The sequence below is a fragment of the Devosia sp. A369 genome (assembly GCF_054489345.1).
On the sequence record NZ_JBTMWV010000001.1, the window covers coordinates 192,968 to 207,976 of the forward strand.

Here is a 15,009-nt window from a genome sequence, read left to right on the forward strand (position 1 = left end):
GGCCGGGATCGCTCCCGGCCCTTTTGCTTAGCTCTTTTCGGCCGTGGCCTTGGGCTTTTTCGGCTTGGGCAGGGCCTTGGGCTTGGCCGGGCGCGGCGCCGCCGCGATCAGCTCCAGCTTGGCCTCATTGCCGACGCCGACAACCGCCACGGTCACCGTGCCACCATTAACCAGCTCACCAAACAGCACCTGCTCAGCCAGCGGTTTCTTGATGTATTCCTGGATCACCCGGCTCAATGGCCGCGCGCCCATGCGTTCATCATAGCCGCGTTCAGCCAGCCAGTCGGCGGCCTCCGGCTGCAGCACGATGGTGACACCGCGCTCGGCCAGCTGGCCTTCCAGCTGCAGCACGAACTTCTCCACCACGCGACGCACCACTTCGCGCGGCAGCGGCGCAAAGGAGATGATGGCGTCGAGCCGGTTGCGGAACTCCGGCGTAAACAGGCGATTGATCGCCTCTTCGTCGTCGCCCTGCTCGCGCTTGCGGCCAAAACCGATCGGGGCCTTCTGCAAGTCCATGGCTCCGGCATTGGAGGTCATGATCAGGATGACATTGCGGAAATCCACCGACTTGCCGTTGTGGTCGGTCAGCTTGCCGTGGTCCATCACCTGCAACAGGATGTTGTAGAGATCGGGATGGGCCTTCTCGATTTCGTCGAGCAGCACCACGCAATGCGGATGCTGATCGACGCCATCGGTGAGCAACCCACCCTGGTCAAACCCGACATAGCCGGGCGGGGCACCAATCAGGCGGCTGACCGTGTGGCGCTCCATGTATTCGGACATATCGAAGCGCAGCAGCTCCACCCCAAGGGTGTCGGCGAGCTGCTTGGCCACTTCGGTCTTGCCGACGCCGGTGGGGCCAGTGAACAGGTAGGAGCCGATCGGCTTTTCCGGTTCGCGCAGGCCGGCACGGGCCAGCTTGATCGCCGACGACAGCGCGGTGATCGCCACATCCTGGCCGAACACCACCGATTTCAGGCTCCGCTCCAGCCCGCCCAGCAGTTCGGCATCAGACTTGCTGACCGACTTTGGCGGAATCCGCGCAATGGTGGCGATGGTCGCCTCGATGTCTTCGACATCGATGATTTTCTTGCGCTTGTCTTCGGTGAGCAGCATCTGGCTGGCGCCGGTCTCGTCGAGCACGTCGATGGCCTTGTCGGGGAGCTTGCGGTCATTGATATAGCGCGCGCTCAGTTCCACCGCCGCCTTGAGGGCATCATCGGTGTATTTGATCTTGTGGAACTCTTCGTAATAAGGCCGCAGGCCCCGGATGATCTCGATGGCATCGGGGATCGACGGCTCATTGACGTCGATCTTCTGGAAGCGCCGCACCAAAGCGCGGTCCTTCTCGAAGAACTGGCGATATTCCTTATAGGTGGTCGAGCCGATGCAACGGATCGCCCCGCTCGCCAAAGCCGGCTTGAGCAGGTTTGACGCATCGAGCGCGCCGCCTGAGGTGGCGCCCGCACCGATCATGGTGTGGATCTCGTCGATGAACAGCACCGAGTTCGGCAGCTTTTCCAGCTCCTTCATCACGGCCTTGAGGCGTTCCTCAAAATCGCCGCGATAGCGGGTGCCGGCCAGCAACGAGCCGATATCAAGCGCATAGATTACCGCTTCACGGAGCACCTCGGGCACATCGCCCTCGACGATCTTGCGGGCCAGGCCCTCGGCAATGGCGGTCTTGCCCACGCCGGCATCGCCGACATAGATCGGGTTATTCTTGCTCCGGCGGCACAGCACCTGGATGGTGCGGCGCAGCTCGGCGTCGCGGCCGATCAGCGGGTCGATCTTGCCGGCCCGGGCCTTCTCGTTGAGATTGACGCAGAAATCGGACAGCGCCGAACTCTTCTTGGCTTCGGCCCCGCCTTCGGCATGGCCGTCTCCGTCTTCAGCTCCGCGCACCTTGCGCTCCTCGCTGGGACCGGACTTGGTGATCCCGTGGCTGATGAAATTGACTGCGTCGAGCCGGCTCATATCCTGCTGTTCGAGGAAATAAGCGGCATGGCTTTCGCGCTCGGCAAAGATGGCGACGAGCACATTGGCACCCGTAACCTCTTCCCTACCGGACGACTGGACATGGATCACCGCGCGCTGAATGACGCGCTGGAAGGCGGCGGTCGGCCGCGCATCCTGGCCATTGGCCACGATCAGGCTGTCCAGCTCTTCATTGATGAAATCTTCGAGGTCGCTCTTGAGCGCGTCGATATCGACGTCGCAGCCGGTCAGCACCGCGATGGTTTCGCGGTCTTCGGTCAGCGCCAGCAACAGATGTTCGAGCGTCGCGAACTCATGGTTGCGCTCACGCGCCAGGTTCATCGCCTGATGCAGGGCCTTTTCAAGTCCGCGTGAAAATGAGGGCATATGATGTTCCTATTGCTTTTCCATCACGCATTGCAGCGGATGCTGGTTTTTGCGTGCCGTATCCATGACGCGGGTGACCTTGGTCTCGGCCACTTCGTATGGATATACGCCGCACTCACCCACCCCCTTTTGGTGAACGTGCAGCATGATCTGCATGGCGTCTTCACGCGATTTGTTGAAGACATCCTGCAAGACCAGAACGACGAATTCCATCGGCGTGTAGTCGTCGTTGAGAAGCAGCACCCGATAGAGATTCGGGCGCTTGGTTTTGGGACGGGTCTTGGTGATCGTCCCGGTTTCGGTGCTGCCCTTGCCGTCTCCACCCTCCTTTTCCGGGCCGGCATGCGCCAGCCCCGGCCGCAGCGCAGCCGCGTGGTCGATGGCATTGAGGTCGTCAAAAGTCATGGCAAAAACATCTGTCGCAAGGAAAACGAAGCAGCCTGGTGAGGACCATTATGTAGGCAAAAACTCGCCGGTGTTAAGGGGCATGATGTGCCGAATGCGTGAAGGCGTGGAATGGGTGCTCCGCCGCCGTCCCAGTCGACACCCTCCCCCTTGCGGGGAGGGATCAAGGGTGGGGGTGGTTTGGTCGGGATACCGGGGCCCTCGCACCCCCTCCCGGCTCGATCACGGACTTAGCGAAGGGCTAAGTCCTATCTCGCTCTCCCTCCCCGCAAGGGGGAGGGTGGCAGACTGATAGTCCAGTGGCCGCCATCCCGTGACCATCTTTCCACACTCCAACATAAATCGACGGCATTTTACGGAATGGTAACGGCACGCCCTTATTCTGTTCTGAAGCAATGGAGGTTCGGGAGCGTGGGGCTCGCCTGAATTCCGCTGCGAGTGTGTGTTGCGTACGGGTGCAGAAGCACCCGAGAGTAAAGTTGGAGTACCGGGTGGCTTCCCAGGCGAAAACCCCATGGCGTGTCGTGTTTTTGCGCGCCTTTGCCGCAGTCCTCGTTGTCCTTGCTGTCAGCGCCCACACTGTGGCGCCGGCGCAGGCCATTGAAAATCTTCGCAAATATGCAGGGATCGTGGTCGACGCCAAGTCGGGCAAGGTGCTGTATGAAGAGGCTGCCGACAGCAAGCGTTACCCCGCTTCCGTCGCCAAGGTGATGACGCTCTATGTCCTGTTTCAGGAATTGAGCGCCGGCAACCTCAAGCTCTCCACCAAGATGACCGTGTCCAAGCATGCCGCGGCCGCCGTGCCGACCAAGCTCGGCCTGCGCGCTGGCGCCACCATCACCGTGGAAGACGCCATCAAATCGCTGGTGACCCTGTCGGCCAATGACATGGCCCGCGTCATCGCCGAGCATATTTCCGGCTCGGAAAGCAAATTCGCCGAACGCATGACCGCCACGGCCCGCGCCCTCGGCATGCGCAACACCACCTACCGCAACGCCTCGGGCCTGCCCGATGGCGGCCAGGTGACCACGGTGCGCGACCAGGCGATCCTCGGCATCGCCGTCTATCAGCACTTTCCCAGCTATTACGAATTCTTCCAGACCAAGAGCTTCAGCTACGGCAAGTCGACCTATGGCAACCATAACCGCGTGCTCGGCTATATGGGCGCCGTCGACGGCATCAAGACCGGCTACATCAACGCCGCCGGTTCCAACCTGCTGACCGCCGCCCGCAAGGATGGCCGCCACATCGTCGTCGTCGCCTTCGGCTTCAATTCGGCCGGCGCCCGCGACGAAAAGGTGCGCCAGCTGGTCGCCAACTACCTGCCCAAGAGCCGCAGCGGCACCTATGTCGCCCAGATCCCCACCCCGGGCCGTCAGGGCAGCGCCGTACAGGTCGCCGTGGCCCAGTCGCCCTCCTCGGCGCCGGTCTTCGTCCAGCCCATGCCCCTGCCCGGCTTCCGCCTGGCCCAGCTGGTCGCCGCCAATGGTGCCCAGGCGCAGACGCCGGCCATCCAGCCGGTGGCCGTCGCCAGCGTTGCCCCGGCTCCTGCGCCCATGCCGGCCGATCTCGGCCTGCAGCCGGCCGTCCAGGCCGCCAATATCCTTGCCGCGCCCAGCCAGGCGCCGCAGCCCGCCTATCCCAGCCAGGACATTATCGGTGCCTGGCTCAGCGAGAGCTACAATCTGGGCGCGCCGCCCTCCGCTCTCGGCCAGACCACGCCGTCCGCCCCGCTCGATTTCGTACCGCCCGCTGCGGCCAGCCAGGGTGGTCAGCCGGTCGACCTGATGACCTCGGGCTCGGTGCAGACCGCTGCCGTCGCTACCCCGCCGGGCGGCTGGGTGGTGCAGATCGGCGCCGGCCCGTCGGAAGACAGCGCCCGCACCATGCTGTCGGACGCCGCCGGCAAGGTCGGCAAGCTCGGCGATTTCCGCTCCTATGTGGAGCGCTTCGAAAAGAACGGCCAGATTTTCTACCGTGCCCGTTTCGTCGGCTTCGGCGGACGCGATGATGCGACGGCGATGTGCAACCAGCTCAAGCAGCAGAATCTGAGCTGCCTGGCGATGCAGAGCTAAACAAGAATAACGCGCCGACGCCCAGAGCGCCGGCCATTCGGGGAGCAAATTGGCGCCTGTGTTTGGAGTAGCCCAATGAGCGAAAATACTGCCCTGCTGGATCTTGCCAATTTTGTCGGCCGGTCCAGTCTCGCCTCGGAAAACATGGCCGTGCGCAATCGCGCTCTGGCCGGAATGACCCAGCGCCTGCTGCCGCGCAAGCGTGGCGTCGGCGATCTGCTCGGTGTGGTGCTGGCCCTGTCGGCCCGCACGCGCCGCATGGTGCAGGAGCCGGTCGCTATCGACCTCGACGTCTTCGCCCCCGGCGGCGCCCGCGCTATCAGCATGTTTTTTGGCGAGCGCTAAGGCCCGTCAATTTCGCCTGTTGTTCAGGCCGAGAGGCGGGCTGGCTCCGCCGCTAATTCACGCGCCGGCAGATTCAGCGCGCCCACCAGATTGCGATATTCCTGCCTTGCGCTGACATGGGACACCGAGGACGCCTCGCCCTCCCCCTCCAGCGGATCGAACACCGTCAGGCCGCTGGCGAATAGCGAGCGGAAAATCACCCGCTCGGCGATGCCGTCAGCCATGCGACAACCAAACCGCGTGGCAATGCCCTCCAGCGTGGTGTGAACCTGCCGCGCATTGCGCGACGCCAGCATGGAGATGCGGTTGCGCACCAGCACCCAGTCGACGCTACTGCCATCCATCGCCAGCCGCTCGGCGCGGGCCCGCTGCACCAGCCTGGCATAATGGCTGGATTCGATCGGCAGGCCGCTTTCAGGATCAATGCGGGCCAGCACGTTGATGTCGATCAGGCTGTCATTGACCGGGGTCACCAGCGTATCGGCCAGCGAATGCGCCAGCCGCGTCAGATTGGTGTCGAAGCCCGGCGTGTCGATGATCAGGAAATCGACCCTGTTCTCGACCTCGCTGACGGCGCGGCGAAACACCTCGAACTCGGCCTTGTGGTTTTCCTTGACCGAGTCGCCCCAGGCCGATGGCAGATGGAAATGCGTCGGACTGGGCAGGCTGCGGCCGGTCTGCTGGCAATGCGCCCGCCGATGGCGGACATAATGCGTCAGCGTCTGCTGCCGGCTGTCGACATCGATGGTGGCAACGCGATGGCCCGCATAGAGCAGATACACCGCCAGATGAAAGGCCGTGGTCGATTTACCCGACCCGCCCTTCTCATTGCCAACCACAATGACATGCGCCCCGTCACGCGACATCGACCGCTCCAAATCAGCGCTTCACCAAGTCTGCTAACAGGGGCATTCATGGTTAATGGGGCGTTAACGCCGCCATGCGGCAACAATGCTACTGCTTGAGCAGCCGGTCGCGGGCTTCGTTGATTTTCGAGGCCAGATAGCTCGAGCCGCCATGGTCGGGATGCACCGCTTTCATCAGTTCACGATGCGCCGCTCGAATCTCGTCATCACTGGCGCCCGGCTGCAAGCCCAGCACCTCATAGGCTTCGGCCAGCGGATCGCCTGAAGCTCGCGCCGCATTCGGCGCATCCTGCGGCTCCTCCGCCTGTCCGGCGAAATATTCGCGCCAGCCGCTGCGATTGGCGTCGAGCCAGCTTTCCAGCAGGCTGACACTATCGGCGTCCCCGGAAATTTCGTCGATCAGCGCGCGGGTGTGGAATTCGCCCAGATCCATCAGATCGGCCCCGGCAAACTGCCCGGCGGTGACGTTGCCGGTCACCGTGCCGGTGTCATGGTCCAGTTCCATCATGAAATAGGGGCTTTTGACCCGCGAGACATTGCCGCCGCCCTGCCCGACGCCACCGCCATCGAAGGAATAGGGCCCGAGCCGGCCACTGCGCAGCACCGAAACCGCCGCCGCGCCGACAAACAGCGCGATGTCGAAGCGCCGCAGCAGCAGCAACCCGACCGTCAGCAGCGCCGCGCCGCCGCCGACCACCCAGCGCAGCCCGCGCATCACCCGATGCCGGCCCAGCTTGCGCAGATATTGATAGGCCGCCAGCGCGGCCAGCAGGGCAAAGCCGCCGAGGAAAAAATAACTCATCGCGGCAACTGCGCCAGCAGCGCCTGGGCCGGCGCGCTGCCCTGCAGCTTCAGCAGGTCGCGCCCGCCGCTGGCATAGGCCGCCACCGCCTTGAGCAGCGCCGCCAGCTCCTGCGGCGCCGAGGCGTCAAACCGCGCATAGGCGCCCTTGGTCAGCCGGGCGAATTCGCGAAACGCCGCCTCGACCCGGGCGTCCCGCCCCTCCTGAAATACGAACATCGGACACCCCAACAGTCCCAGCTGACCGGCTTTCTCGGCCAGGTCATCGACATTTTCCTCAATCGCATCACCGACATACACGACGGCGTTGATTCGACGCTTCGTATGTTCGGCCCGCGCATGGGCAAATACCTTGGAAATCTGCGTATTGCCGCCCTGGCAGGCAATTCCGGTCATCAGCTTGGCCAGCGCGCCAGCATCGGCCACCCATTTGGAGGCGCGGCATTCGCCAAAGCCGCGAAAATACTGCAACTGCACCTGCAAGGCGCTGTCCTTGGGAATGGCGCGGAACATCTCCGCCTGCAGTGTGCAGGCCAGGTCCCAGGTCGGCTGCCGGCTCATCGTCGCATCCAGCGCGAACAGCAAGCGCCCGTCCTGCGCCGCATTGGGCCGTGCCATTTTGCCCACCTGCTTGACGAAGGCGGCAATATCGCCACTCACCGCACTGGTTTGGGGCATGCCTGTCGTGGGACGCGCAACCGGGTCTTTTTTGCTCATGGCTTCAATATGTGGCCCACCCGCCCGAGCCGCAAGCCCGCGCGCGCTTCCACCCACGGTGTCATCCGGGGTTTGTGGAAACCTCAGATCAGCCCAAGCTTCGCCAGATCGGCCGCCAGGGCCAGCGAGTCGGCATTCTCGTTCGCGCCGAGATCGGGCGGCGCGTCTTCGGGGCGCAGATAACGCCAGCCCTGGAACGGGCGCTTGGGATAGGGCACCGTCTTCACCAGTTCGGGCGTCATGATGATGTCGCAGTAATTGATGCCTTCGGCATTGGTATGGGTGGCCAGCCGCAAAATCTTCTGTCGGCACACCACCTGCCCGGCGATCACCCAATAGATCGAGGACTGCCCTTCCATTTCGGCGGCACGCTTGGGCATCATGCGGGTGCGATGCACATGCACATCCTCGCCGTAATCGGCATCCCACCAATGGGCCCGCTCATCGCGATAGGATTCGAGTTCGGCCAGCGACTTCACCCCGACGCACAGCTTGATCATGTGGATCATGTCAGCGTCCCCGGCTTCACCCGCCCCTGAATGACGTCGATCTCGTCCTCATCGACAATCCACGGCTCGCGCAGCGCCAGCGCCAGCCAGTCCTGAAACGCCGGCAGGCCATAAATCGCTTCGACATACTCGGCCGCCACATCGGAGATCGGCAGGCCATAGGTGCGCAGCCGGGTCGCCAGCGGCGCAAACATGGCGTCGGCCGCCGTGAACGCCCCGAACAGGAACGGCCCGCCCGAGCGCCCCAGCAGCTCGCCCCACAGCGTCTCTACCCGGTGCAGATCCTTGGCCACGCTGTCGCGACTGACCTTGCCGGGATGAGACGCCCGCAAATTCATCGGGGCATGGCTGCGCAGCGCCTGAAAGCCGGCATGCATTTCGGCCGAAACCGCCCGCGCCCGAGCCCGGTCAGCAATATCGGCCGGCCAGATCGCCTTGTCGGGAAAACGGTCGGCCAGATATTCGATGATGGCGATGGTTTCGACCAGGGTCAGATCACCATCGAGCAATACCGGCACCCGGCCGGTCGGCGAGCGCTGCGCCAGCACGTCGCGAAAACCCTCGCCCTGCAATTGCAGCACTTCGTCCTCGAAGGGGATGTTGAAATGCTGCAGCACCAACCAGGGCCGCAGCGACCAGGTCGAATAATTGCGATTGCCGATCAAGAGCTTCACATCTGCCTCCCGGGAAGAAAGAAGGGCGCCCCAGTGGCCCGGGCGCCCTTCAAAATTGCTGTAAGTGAAAAACTCCCAGCGTCTATACGCCAGCAATAATGGAGAAAACCAATCCCATCGACAGCAGACAAACCAGGGTCCAGCTTGCAGCCCGCCAAATGGTGGCCTTCGGTTGACTTCGCATGATCGCTCCTTGTCAGCCGTTCACTCCGGGCCTGACTTTGTTCGTCAGGGCGCCGGTAGCAAACCGTTAACTGCGTCACAAAATCTTTGCAAGCGGCGAAGTTGCCACACTCCACAGCCGGCTAAAGCGCAGAGTTAACCGCGAGATAGCCGGATTAGTGGCATTTTAGCGGCCTCAAAACAGCCCGAACCACAGCCCGGCAATGCCCAAAAAGGCAAAAAATCCAACCACATCAGTCATCGTGGTCACGAACACCGCCGAAGCGATGGCCGGGTCGGCCTTGAATTTATCCAGCAGCACCGGCGTCAGAATCCCCGCCGTGCCAGCCACCACCAGATTGATGATCATGGCCGAGGCGATCACCGCCCCCAATTGCAGATTGTCGAAGCGCAGCCAGGTCACCAGCCCGATCAACACCGCGAAAATCGCGCCATTGGCCAGCCCGACCAGCATCTCGCGGCCGATCAGCCGGCGCAGTCGCCGCCCGTCCAGTTCACGCATCGCCAGCGCCCGCACCGTCACCGTCATGGTCTGGGTGCCGGCATTGCCACCCATCGAGGCGACGATCGGCATCAGCACCGCCAGCGCCACCATATGTTCGATGGTGCCGTCGAACAGCCCGATCACGAAGGACACCGCCACCGCGGTGAACAGATTGACCAGCAGCCAGGGCGCGCGGCTGCGCACCGTATCGACGATGGTGTCGGAAATATCCTCGTCGCCGACGCCGGCCAGCAGCTTGATATCCTCGTCGGCTTCTTCGTGGATCACGTCGACGATGTCATCGATGGTCAGCACGCCAACCAGCCGCTTGCCCTCGTCGATGACGCCGACTTCGACCAGATCGTAGCGCTCGAAATCGCGCGCCGCTTCTTCCTGGTCTTCCTCGGCGGCGACCACCACGAAATTAATGTTCATCAGCGCTTCGATGGAGGTCACCCGCGGCGCCCGCAGGAATTTATCCAGCGGAATCGTGCCCAGCACCTGATAGGCCGCGTCGACCACATAGATCTGGTAGAATTCGTCGGGTAGGTCCGGTTCGCTGCGCAGATAGTCGATGGTCTGCCCCACCGTCCAGAACGGCGGAATGGCGATAAACGCGGTCTGCATCCGCCGCCCGGCGGATTTTTCGGGAAAATCGAGACTCCGCTTCAGGCTGAGCCGTTCGAAGGTCGGCAGCTTGGCCAGAACCTCGTCCCGGTCTTCCTGATCCATGTCCTCGAGAATGGCGACGGCGTCGTCGTTTTCGAGCCCGGCCACGCCGCGCGCGATATCGGCGTTGGGCAGTTCCTCCATCAGCTCGATACGAACCGACTCGTCGACCTCGGTCAGCGCCAGATAGTCGAAGCGGTCGCCCAGCACCCGCACCAGATGCAGCCGTTCCTCGGCGTCGAGCGATTCGAGCACGTCGCCGACGTCGGCCGCATGCAGCGGCGCGATCACCGTGGCGACATCGTCATCCCGGCCCGCAGCCAAATAGGCGTGCAAACGTTCCAGCCAGAGCGGACTGATGCGGTCGTCCGCATCGCGCAACGCATTAGGATCGATCCCGGCCTGGTGGCCGGGCAAGGTCTCGGGATCTGTGCTCATGTGGGGGCCCTTGTGTGTCCGAGGTTTCGGGGCACCCAAGCTGTAGCCAATCACACAGCAATCCGCCAGACTGGGAACAGCGATTTGAGAGGGTTAGACGATGAAAACCGATCTCGACCAAATCTTTACCCGCATCGAACGCCTGGCCCACGCCCGGGCCCTGCCCGCGCTGACCCGCGCCACCAGCTACGGCACGCCGTCGCTCAAGGTGCGCGACAAATCCTTCGTCCGGCTCAAGGACGCCGCGACGCTGGTGCTGCAATGTCCGCCCGAGCAGAAGACGCTGCTGATGGAAATTTCGCCCGAAATCTATTTCGAGACCGCCCATTATGTCGGCTACCCGGCCGTGCTGATCCACCTCGATGCCATCGCCGACGAGGAACTCTCGCTACGCCTCGAAGACGCCTGGCGCTTCAAGGCCCCGGCCAAGCTGGCCAGCCAGCGTCCCGGTGTGTTGCCGAAGGCAGATTAGCGCCGTTTGTCCCCCGCCCGGCCCGGGCAAGCCGGCCGCCGGATGGGCAGATCGGCAAGCTGCGCCGGCGTCATGCGCTGGATCGCCGGGTGGGCGAAGGGATCGGCCTGCCAGTGCCTTTGCTCCGCCTCGCTGTCCCCACAATCCTGCATCCGGCGCAGCCAGCGCCGAATGGCTTTCCCCAGCGAGCTGGCCATGGCCCTGCCCTAAAGACCCGGCAATTCAACCGGCGGGAAGCGCATCGAATCTTCGCCACATTCATGCCAGTCCATCTCGGCATTGGACTGCCCTTGGCGGCCGCGACACCAGTTCTTGTCATTGAGCGCCACACCATAGATCGAGCTCGAGACACAGGCCACATCGACCTCGACGCTATCGATCTTGGCGAGGCGACAGCGCGAATCGGCCTCGTCATAGAGCTGGGTGAGAACCGGCACCGGCTCGATGGCCGAGGAAAAATCCCTGCCCTGGGCCACGCCCGCCAGCGGCGCCGCCACCAGGGCTAAAATCAGTGCTGAACGAAACATCATTTCTGCCTGTTTGCTGGAATTTGAGCATCCGTGACCAGCACGCAGTTCACGCCGGCAATCACGTCATGCCCTTCGATTTGATAGAGGCCGCCGCGGTCACACCGAAACGACATGGAAGATGAGTTTTTGGCGCTGGTCATGGCCTCGAGTTCGGTCAGCGGGATCGGCGTCTTGAAAAACACCTGCCCGAGGATCGACTCGCCATCCCGGAACTGGCTCGACACCCCCACCATGTCGGCGATCATCGCCGTGGGGTTGATGATGTCGGTCTGCCAGAAATGGACGGTGATATCGTCCTGCACCTCGACTTCGACCGCGTCGTCGGGAATGAGCGGTTCATCCTCGGCCAGCCCGATGGCCGGGACACTGATGCAAAACACCAGCGCCAGCAGTGCGCGGCGCATACGGCAATTCTGGGTCGCAACCCGTGATGCCAACCTCATGGGGCACCTCTGTTTTCGTGGCGATGCGCCGATCTAAACAGACTTCATTGATTAGTAAAAACGATATATCATCATGCCATTCAGTACGAAACGAGATGGCATCATGTTCGATCTGCCGCTGCTGCGCAGCTTTGAGGCGGTGGCCAGCCTCTCCAGCTTCACCAAGGCCGGCCAGCAGCTGAACCTGACCCAGTCGGCGGTCAGCGCCCATATCCACCGCCTCGAACAGCAGGCCGACTGCGCCCTGTTCGAGCGCAACACCCGCACAGTGACGCTCACCCCGCAAGGCCAGGCCCTGCTCGGCTACACGCGGGCGATTCTGCGGCTCAGCGAAGACGCGCTGGCCCATATGAAGGGCAGCAGCCAATTTCATCTGCGGATCGGCACTTCGGATGATCTGATGAGCACCTGGCTGCCGTCGGTGTTGCGCAAATTCCAGGACTCAAGGCTGGGCCGAACGCTGGAAATCCATATCTCCAACACCAGCACCCTGCTCGACAGCATGGCGCGCGGCGAACTCGATCTGATCGTCGGCTGCCGCTGCCGCGGCGACGAAACCGGCCGCCGCCTGTGGCAGGAGCCGCTGGTCTGGGCCTTCGCCCGCGGCGCCGCGCTGGATCAGGACCGCTCCCTCCCCCTGGCACTGTTCCCCGAGCCCTGCCCCTATCGCGATGCGGCGCTGGCCGCGCTGGCGAAGGCCGACCGGGCATGGCGCATCGCCATGGTCAGCCCCAGCCTGGGCAGCCTGACCGCCATGGCCGCCGCCGCCCTCGCCGTAACCCCGCTCAACGCCGGTTCGGTGCCGCATGCCCTGCAAATTCTCGATGCCGATGCGCAGCTCCCGGCCCTGCCCGACATCGAATTCGTCGCCCATATCCGCGACAACCTGCCGGCCGAGACGGCGCTTCTCGCCGAATCCGTCATCTCATGGATCAAGAGCAACCGCCCCACCGCCCAAAATCGCGGCCCAAACTCTCGCTAAAGCCGAAAACGAAAAAGGCCGCCCCGAAGGACGGCCTTTTTTTCATGTCACCCGAAGGTGATTTGGTGCGGTCGAGAAGACTCGAACTTCCACGTCTTGCGACACAGCGACCTCAACGCTGCGCGTCTACCAATTCCGCCACGACCGCACGCTTGGTAGAGCTTGGCCCGAGGGCCGAAGCGAGTGGGGATGTAGCAAAGGTCTCCCCTAACCTCAAGCGTTTAAATCAGCTTTCGCCTATGCCGGTGTGCAGAACTTTCTCTGCGCCCCGTTCCGCCCTAGCCGCGCCGGAAAATCTTCTCCGAAATCAGCACGCGCAGATGCCCGTCCTCGACACTCACCTCGCCATGGGCGATGAGCGTATTATTGGCGTAGATGTTCAGCGGATCATTCTCGCTGGCATCCAGCTCGATCACCGCGCCACGGCCCATGCGCAGCAAATGGTGGATCGGCATCGTCGTCGCGCCAAGCTCGACGGTGATGTCCACTTCAATATCGGCTAATGTGTCCATAGATAGATAAAAAACCCGTCCCGGCCGATCATGCGGCCGCTGAATCTGATGCAGCAACTCTCCGGCAGGCATAGTTATGGAAGCGTTAACAGGCAACGGCACGAACAGCGAAATCAGTAACAAACTGGCACGTATCGACGCTCGCCCGGTGCAATGGATCATTTCGGCGGTCCCCGTGCCCTATGAACTAGCGCTCGCCACCATGCGCGCCCGCGCCGCCGCCATCGCCGCTGGCGAGGCCGAGGAGGCCATCTGGCTGCTCGAACACCCCCCGCTTTACACCGCCGGCACTTCGGCCGTGGCCGGCGACCTGCTGTCCGATCGCTTCCCGGTCTATGATGCCGGGCGTGGCGGGCAATATACCTATCATGGCCCCGGCCAGCGCGTGGCCTATGTCATGCTCGACCTGACCCAGCGCGGCCGCGATATCCGCCAACTGGTGCAGGGGCTGGAAGGCTGGGTCATCGATACACTGGCCGCCCACAATATAGTCGGCGAGCGCCGTGATGGCCGCATCGGCGTCTGGGTCAAGCGTCCGGACAAGGGCGTGCTCAAGGAAGACAAGATCGCCGCCATCGGCGTGCGCGTCTCCAAATGGGTGAGCTTTCACGGCATTTCGCTCAATGTCAGCCCCGATCTCAGCCATTATGACGGCATCGTACCCTGCGGCATCACCGATCAGGGCGTCACCAGCTTTGAGGATCTCGGGCAATTGGTCAACCTGCCGGAGGTGGATTCGGTGCTGCGCACCGCCTTCGAGCAACGCTTTGGCCCCACCACCGTTGCGTCAGAGGAAAGTCTTGTCAGCACCGGCGCCGCTAGCCAAGTTGCATAACACCCGAATCGCCCCCTGGAGGACGACCCCATGACCCTGGATGACCTCAAGCGCCTGTTTACCAGGCAAACCCTGTTCCGGCTCGCCGCCATCCTGTCGCCGCGGCTGGTGCCCATCCTCTATGCGCTGGGCCTCGCCGCCATCCTGCTTTGGGCCATCAGCCATCTGTTCTGGAGTTTTGGCTTCGGCTTCGGCAACGGGCTGTGGGGCGTGCTGGAGATTGTCGTCTTCGGCCTGCTGTCGCTGGTCGGGCTGCGCATCGCCTGCGAGGCGCTGCTGGTGTGGTTCAAGGCCCATGAGTCGAGCGGGGAAACCGTCAACCGCTCGCGCTTCTCGGCTTCGCTGCTCGACGAAGTCCGCGACGCCATCCGAGATCTCGCCGAGGAAGGCGAAGATATCGACTATGCCGAGGCCGACGAATACATCACCCCGGCCACCGAACCCGCCCCCTATGTGCCGCCCGCCGGCAGCAGTGCCAGCGCCAGCGACGGCCTGCGCAGCCCGGCCACCGCATCGGGCGAAGTGTTCAAGCCCCGCCGCACCGCCAAGCGGACCCCGCCGGGCAAGGAATAAGGCCTGAGGCTGAGCCACGTCCTCGATGTCATCCCGGCCTTGAGCCGGGACCCATCCTGAGATCTCGAGTTGGGCCCCGGCTCAAACCCAGGGGTGACTCGGTGAGCGGGATAACAAAAAAACCCGCCG

General features: G+C 63.2%; 18 protein-coding genes and 1 tRNA gene. 6 read left to right on the forward strand and 13 right to left on the reverse strand.

Going from position 1 to position 15,009, the window contains the following annotated elements; genetic code table 11:
• Nucleotides 1–27: 27 nt before the first annotated feature.
• The gene (clpA, locus tag ACX3OZ_RS00895; protein ID WP_459103651.1) at nucleotides 28–2,367 is read right to left on the reverse strand and encodes an ATP-dependent Clp protease ATP-binding subunit ClpA; all 2,340 of its coding nucleotides are present in this window, start codon (nucleotides 2,365–2,367) and stop codon (nucleotides 28–30) included.
• A gap of 9 nt (nucleotides 2,368–2,376) precedes the next feature.
• On the reverse strand, nucleotides 2,377–2,772 hold the full coding sequence (gene clpS / locus ACX3OZ_RS00900) for an ATP-dependent Clp protease adapter ClpS (RefSeq protein WP_459095303.1): 396 nt from the start codon (nucleotides 2,770–2,772) through the stop codon (nucleotides 2,377–2,379).
• Nucleotides 2,773–3,263: 491 nt separating this feature from the next.
• Here clpS and ACX3OZ_RS00905 point away from each other — a divergent pair, with 491 nt between their 5' ends.
• Together ACX3OZ_RS00905 and ACX3OZ_RS00910 are read left to right on the forward strand one after the other, a co-directional pair.
• Nucleotides 3,264–4,847, forward strand: coding sequence for a serine hydrolase (locus ACX3OZ_RS00905; RefSeq protein WP_459095302.1), 1,584 nt, complete (start codon nucleotides 3,264–3,266; stop codon nucleotides 4,845–4,847).
• A 75-nt stretch (nucleotides 4,848–4,922) separates the two neighbouring features.
• A complete protein-coding gene (locus tag ACX3OZ_RS00910; protein ID WP_459095301.1) occupies nucleotides 4,923–5,192 on the forward strand; it encodes a hypothetical protein in 270 nt (89 codons plus the stop codon).
• A 23-nt stretch (nucleotides 5,193–5,215) separates the two neighbouring features.
• On the opposite strand, the gene ACX3OZ_RS00915 is transcribed toward ACX3OZ_RS00910, so the two are convergent.
• From ACX3OZ_RS00915 to mgtE, 6 genes are all read right to left on the reverse strand, one after another.
• On the reverse strand, nucleotides 5,216–6,058 hold the full coding sequence (locus ACX3OZ_RS00915; protein WP_459103652.1) for a division plane positioning ATPase MipZ: 843 nt from the start codon (nucleotides 6,056–6,058) through the stop codon (nucleotides 5,216–5,218).
• Between the two features lie 88 nt (nucleotides 6,059–6,146).
• Entirely contained in the window at nucleotides 6,147–6,860 is a 714-nt protein-coding gene (locus tag ACX3OZ_RS00920; RefSeq protein ID WP_459103653.1) for a DnaJ domain-containing protein, read from the reverse strand.
• The gene (locus ACX3OZ_RS00925; protein WP_459095298.1) at nucleotides 6,857–7,537 is read right to left on the reverse strand and encodes a VWA domain-containing protein; all 681 of its coding nucleotides are present in this window, start codon (nucleotides 7,535–7,537) and stop codon (nucleotides 6,857–6,859) included. The genes ACX3OZ_RS00920 and ACX3OZ_RS00925 overlap by 4 nt, the downstream gene beginning before the upstream one ends.
• 122 nt (nucleotides 7,538–7,659) lie before the next feature.
• On the reverse strand, nucleotides 7,660–8,085 hold the full coding sequence (locus tag ACX3OZ_RS00930; protein ID WP_459095297.1) for a DUF1489 family protein: 426 nt from the start codon (nucleotides 8,083–8,085) through the stop codon (nucleotides 7,660–7,662).
• Nucleotides 8,082–8,759, reverse strand: coding sequence for a glutathione S-transferase family protein (locus ACX3OZ_RS00935; protein ID WP_459095296.1), 678 nt, complete (start codon nucleotides 8,757–8,759; stop codon nucleotides 8,082–8,084). The genes ACX3OZ_RS00930 and ACX3OZ_RS00935 overlap by 4 nt, the downstream gene beginning before the upstream one ends.
• Nucleotides 8,760–9,117: 358 nt before the next feature.
• A complete protein-coding gene (gene mgtE, locus ACX3OZ_RS00940) occupies nucleotides 9,118–10,533 on the reverse strand; it encodes a magnesium transporter (protein WP_459095295.1) in 1,416 nt (471 codons plus the stop codon).
• Nucleotides 10,534–10,633: 100 nt separating this feature from the next.
• Here mgtE and ACX3OZ_RS00945 point away from each other — a divergent pair, with 100 nt between their 5' ends.
• Nucleotides 10,634–11,005, forward strand: a complete 372-nt coding sequence (locus ACX3OZ_RS00945; protein WP_459095294.1) for an MmcQ/YjbR family DNA-binding protein — start codon at nucleotides 10,634–10,636, stop codon at nucleotides 11,003–11,005.
• Here the strand turns inward: ACX3OZ_RS00945 and ACX3OZ_RS00950 are convergent.
• From ACX3OZ_RS00950 to ACX3OZ_RS00960, 3 genes are read right to left on the reverse strand one after another with little or no spacing between them, the layout of a single operon-like run.
• Entirely contained in the window at nucleotides 11,002–11,202 is a 201-nt protein-coding gene (locus ACX3OZ_RS00950; protein ID WP_459095293.1) for a hypothetical protein, read from the reverse strand. The two genes, ACX3OZ_RS00945 and ACX3OZ_RS00950, sit on opposite strands and share 4 nt — an antisense overlap.
• Before the next feature lie 9 nt (nucleotides 11,203–11,211).
• A complete protein-coding gene (locus ACX3OZ_RS00955) occupies nucleotides 11,212–11,535 on the reverse strand; it encodes a hypothetical protein (protein ID WP_459103654.1) in 324 nt (107 codons plus the stop codon).
• On the reverse strand, nucleotides 11,532–11,939 hold the full coding sequence (locus ACX3OZ_RS00960) for a hypothetical protein (protein WP_459095291.1): 408 nt from the start codon (nucleotides 11,937–11,939) through the stop codon (nucleotides 11,532–11,534). The genes ACX3OZ_RS00955 and ACX3OZ_RS00960 overlap by 4 nt, the downstream gene beginning before the upstream one ends.
• Nucleotides 11,940–12,081: 142 nt before the next feature.
• On the opposite strand from ACX3OZ_RS00960, the gene ACX3OZ_RS00965 reads away from it, so the two are divergent.
• Entirely contained in the window at nucleotides 12,082–12,960 is an 879-nt protein-coding gene (locus ACX3OZ_RS00965; protein ID WP_459103655.1) for a LysR family transcriptional regulator, read from the forward strand.
• Between the two features lie 63 nt (nucleotides 12,961–13,023).
• On the opposite strand, the gene ACX3OZ_RS00970 is transcribed toward ACX3OZ_RS00965, so the two are convergent.
• Nucleotides 13,024–13,108 (reverse strand) — tRNA-Leu (locus tag ACX3OZ_RS00970).
• 130 nt (nucleotides 13,109–13,238) lie between these two features.
• A complete protein-coding gene (locus ACX3OZ_RS00975; RefSeq protein WP_459095277.1) occupies nucleotides 13,239–13,472 on the reverse strand; it encodes a FliM/FliN family flagellar motor switch protein in 234 nt (77 codons plus the stop codon).
• Nucleotides 13,473–13,548: 76 nt separating this feature from the next.
• On the opposite strand from ACX3OZ_RS00975, the gene lipB reads away from it, so the two are divergent.
• Both lipB and ACX3OZ_RS00985 read left to right on the forward strand, forming a co-directional pair.
• Entirely contained in the window at nucleotides 13,549–14,307 is a 759-nt protein-coding gene (gene lipB, locus ACX3OZ_RS00980; protein ID WP_459103656.1) for a lipoyl(octanoyl) transferase LipB, read from the forward strand.
• Nucleotides 14,308–14,337: 30 nt separating this feature from the next.
• A complete protein-coding gene (locus tag ACX3OZ_RS00985; protein ID WP_459103657.1) occupies nucleotides 14,338–14,880 on the forward strand; it encodes a DUF4282 domain-containing protein in 543 nt (180 codons plus the stop codon).
• The last annotated feature ends 129 nt before the right edge of the window (nucleotides 14,881–15,009 follow it).

What these genes read in the sequence shown, in the direction of transcription:
- clpA (WP_459103651.1), bottom strand. Translation starts at nt 2,367, where the DNA reads ATGCCCTCATTTTCACGCGGACTTGAAAAGGCCCTGCATCAGGCGATG.
- clpS (WP_459095303.1), bottom strand. Translation starts at nt 2,772, where the DNA reads ATGACTTTTGACGACCTCAATGCCATCGACCACGCGGCTGCGCTGCGG.
- ACX3OZ_RS00910 (WP_459095301.1), top strand. Translation starts at nt 4,923, where the DNA reads ATGAGCGAAAATACTGCCCTGCTGGATCTTGCCAATTTTGTCGGCCGG.
- ACX3OZ_RS00915 (WP_459103652.1), bottom strand. Translation starts at nt 6,058, where the DNA reads ATGTCGCGTGACGGGGCGCATGTCATTGTGGTTGGCAATGAGAAGGGC.
- ACX3OZ_RS00920 (WP_459103653.1), bottom strand. Translation starts at nt 6,860, where the DNA reads ATGAGTTATTTTTTCCTCGGCGGCTTTGCCCTGCTGGCCGCGCTGGCG.
- ACX3OZ_RS00925 (WP_459095298.1), bottom strand. Translation starts at nt 7,537, where the DNA reads ATGCCCCAAACCAGTGCGGTGAGTGGCGATATTGCCGCCTTCGTCAAG.
- ACX3OZ_RS00930 (WP_459095297.1), bottom strand. Translation starts at nt 8,085, where the DNA reads ATGATCCACATGATCAAGCTGTGCGTCGGGGTGAAGTCGCTGGCCGAA.
- mgtE (WP_459095295.1), bottom strand. Translation starts at nt 10,533, where the DNA reads ATGAGCACAGATCCCGAGACCTTGCCCGGCCACCAGGCCGGGATCGAT.
- ACX3OZ_RS00945 (WP_459095294.1), top strand. Translation starts at nt 10,634, where the DNA reads ATGAAAACCGATCTCGACCAAATCTTTACCCGCATCGAACGCCTGGCC.
- ACX3OZ_RS00950 (WP_459095293.1), bottom strand. Translation starts at nt 11,202, where the DNA reads ATGGCCAGCTCGCTGGGGAAAGCCATTCGGCGCTGGCTGCGCCGGATG.
- ACX3OZ_RS00955 (WP_459103654.1), bottom strand. Translation starts at nt 11,535, where the DNA reads ATGATGTTTCGTTCAGCACTGATTTTAGCCCTGGTGGCGGCGCCGCTG.
- ACX3OZ_RS00960 (WP_459095291.1), bottom strand. Translation starts at nt 11,939, where the DNA reads ATGCGCCGCGCACTGCTGGCGCTGGTGTTTTGCATCAGTGTCCCGGCC.
- ACX3OZ_RS00965 (WP_459103655.1), top strand. Translation starts at nt 12,082, where the DNA reads ATGTTCGATCTGCCGCTGCTGCGCAGCTTTGAGGCGGTGGCCAGCCTC.
- ACX3OZ_RS00975 (WP_459095277.1), bottom strand. Translation starts at nt 13,472, where the DNA reads ATGGACACATTAGCCGATATTGAAGTGGACATCACCGTCGAGCTTGGC.
- lipB (WP_459103656.1), top strand. Translation starts at nt 13,549, where the DNA reads ATGGAAGCGTTAACAGGCAACGGCACGAACAGCGAAATCAGTAACAAA.
- ACX3OZ_RS00985 (WP_459103657.1), top strand. Translation starts at nt 14,338, where the DNA reads ATGACCCTGGATGACCTCAAGCGCCTGTTTACCAGGCAAACCCTGTTC.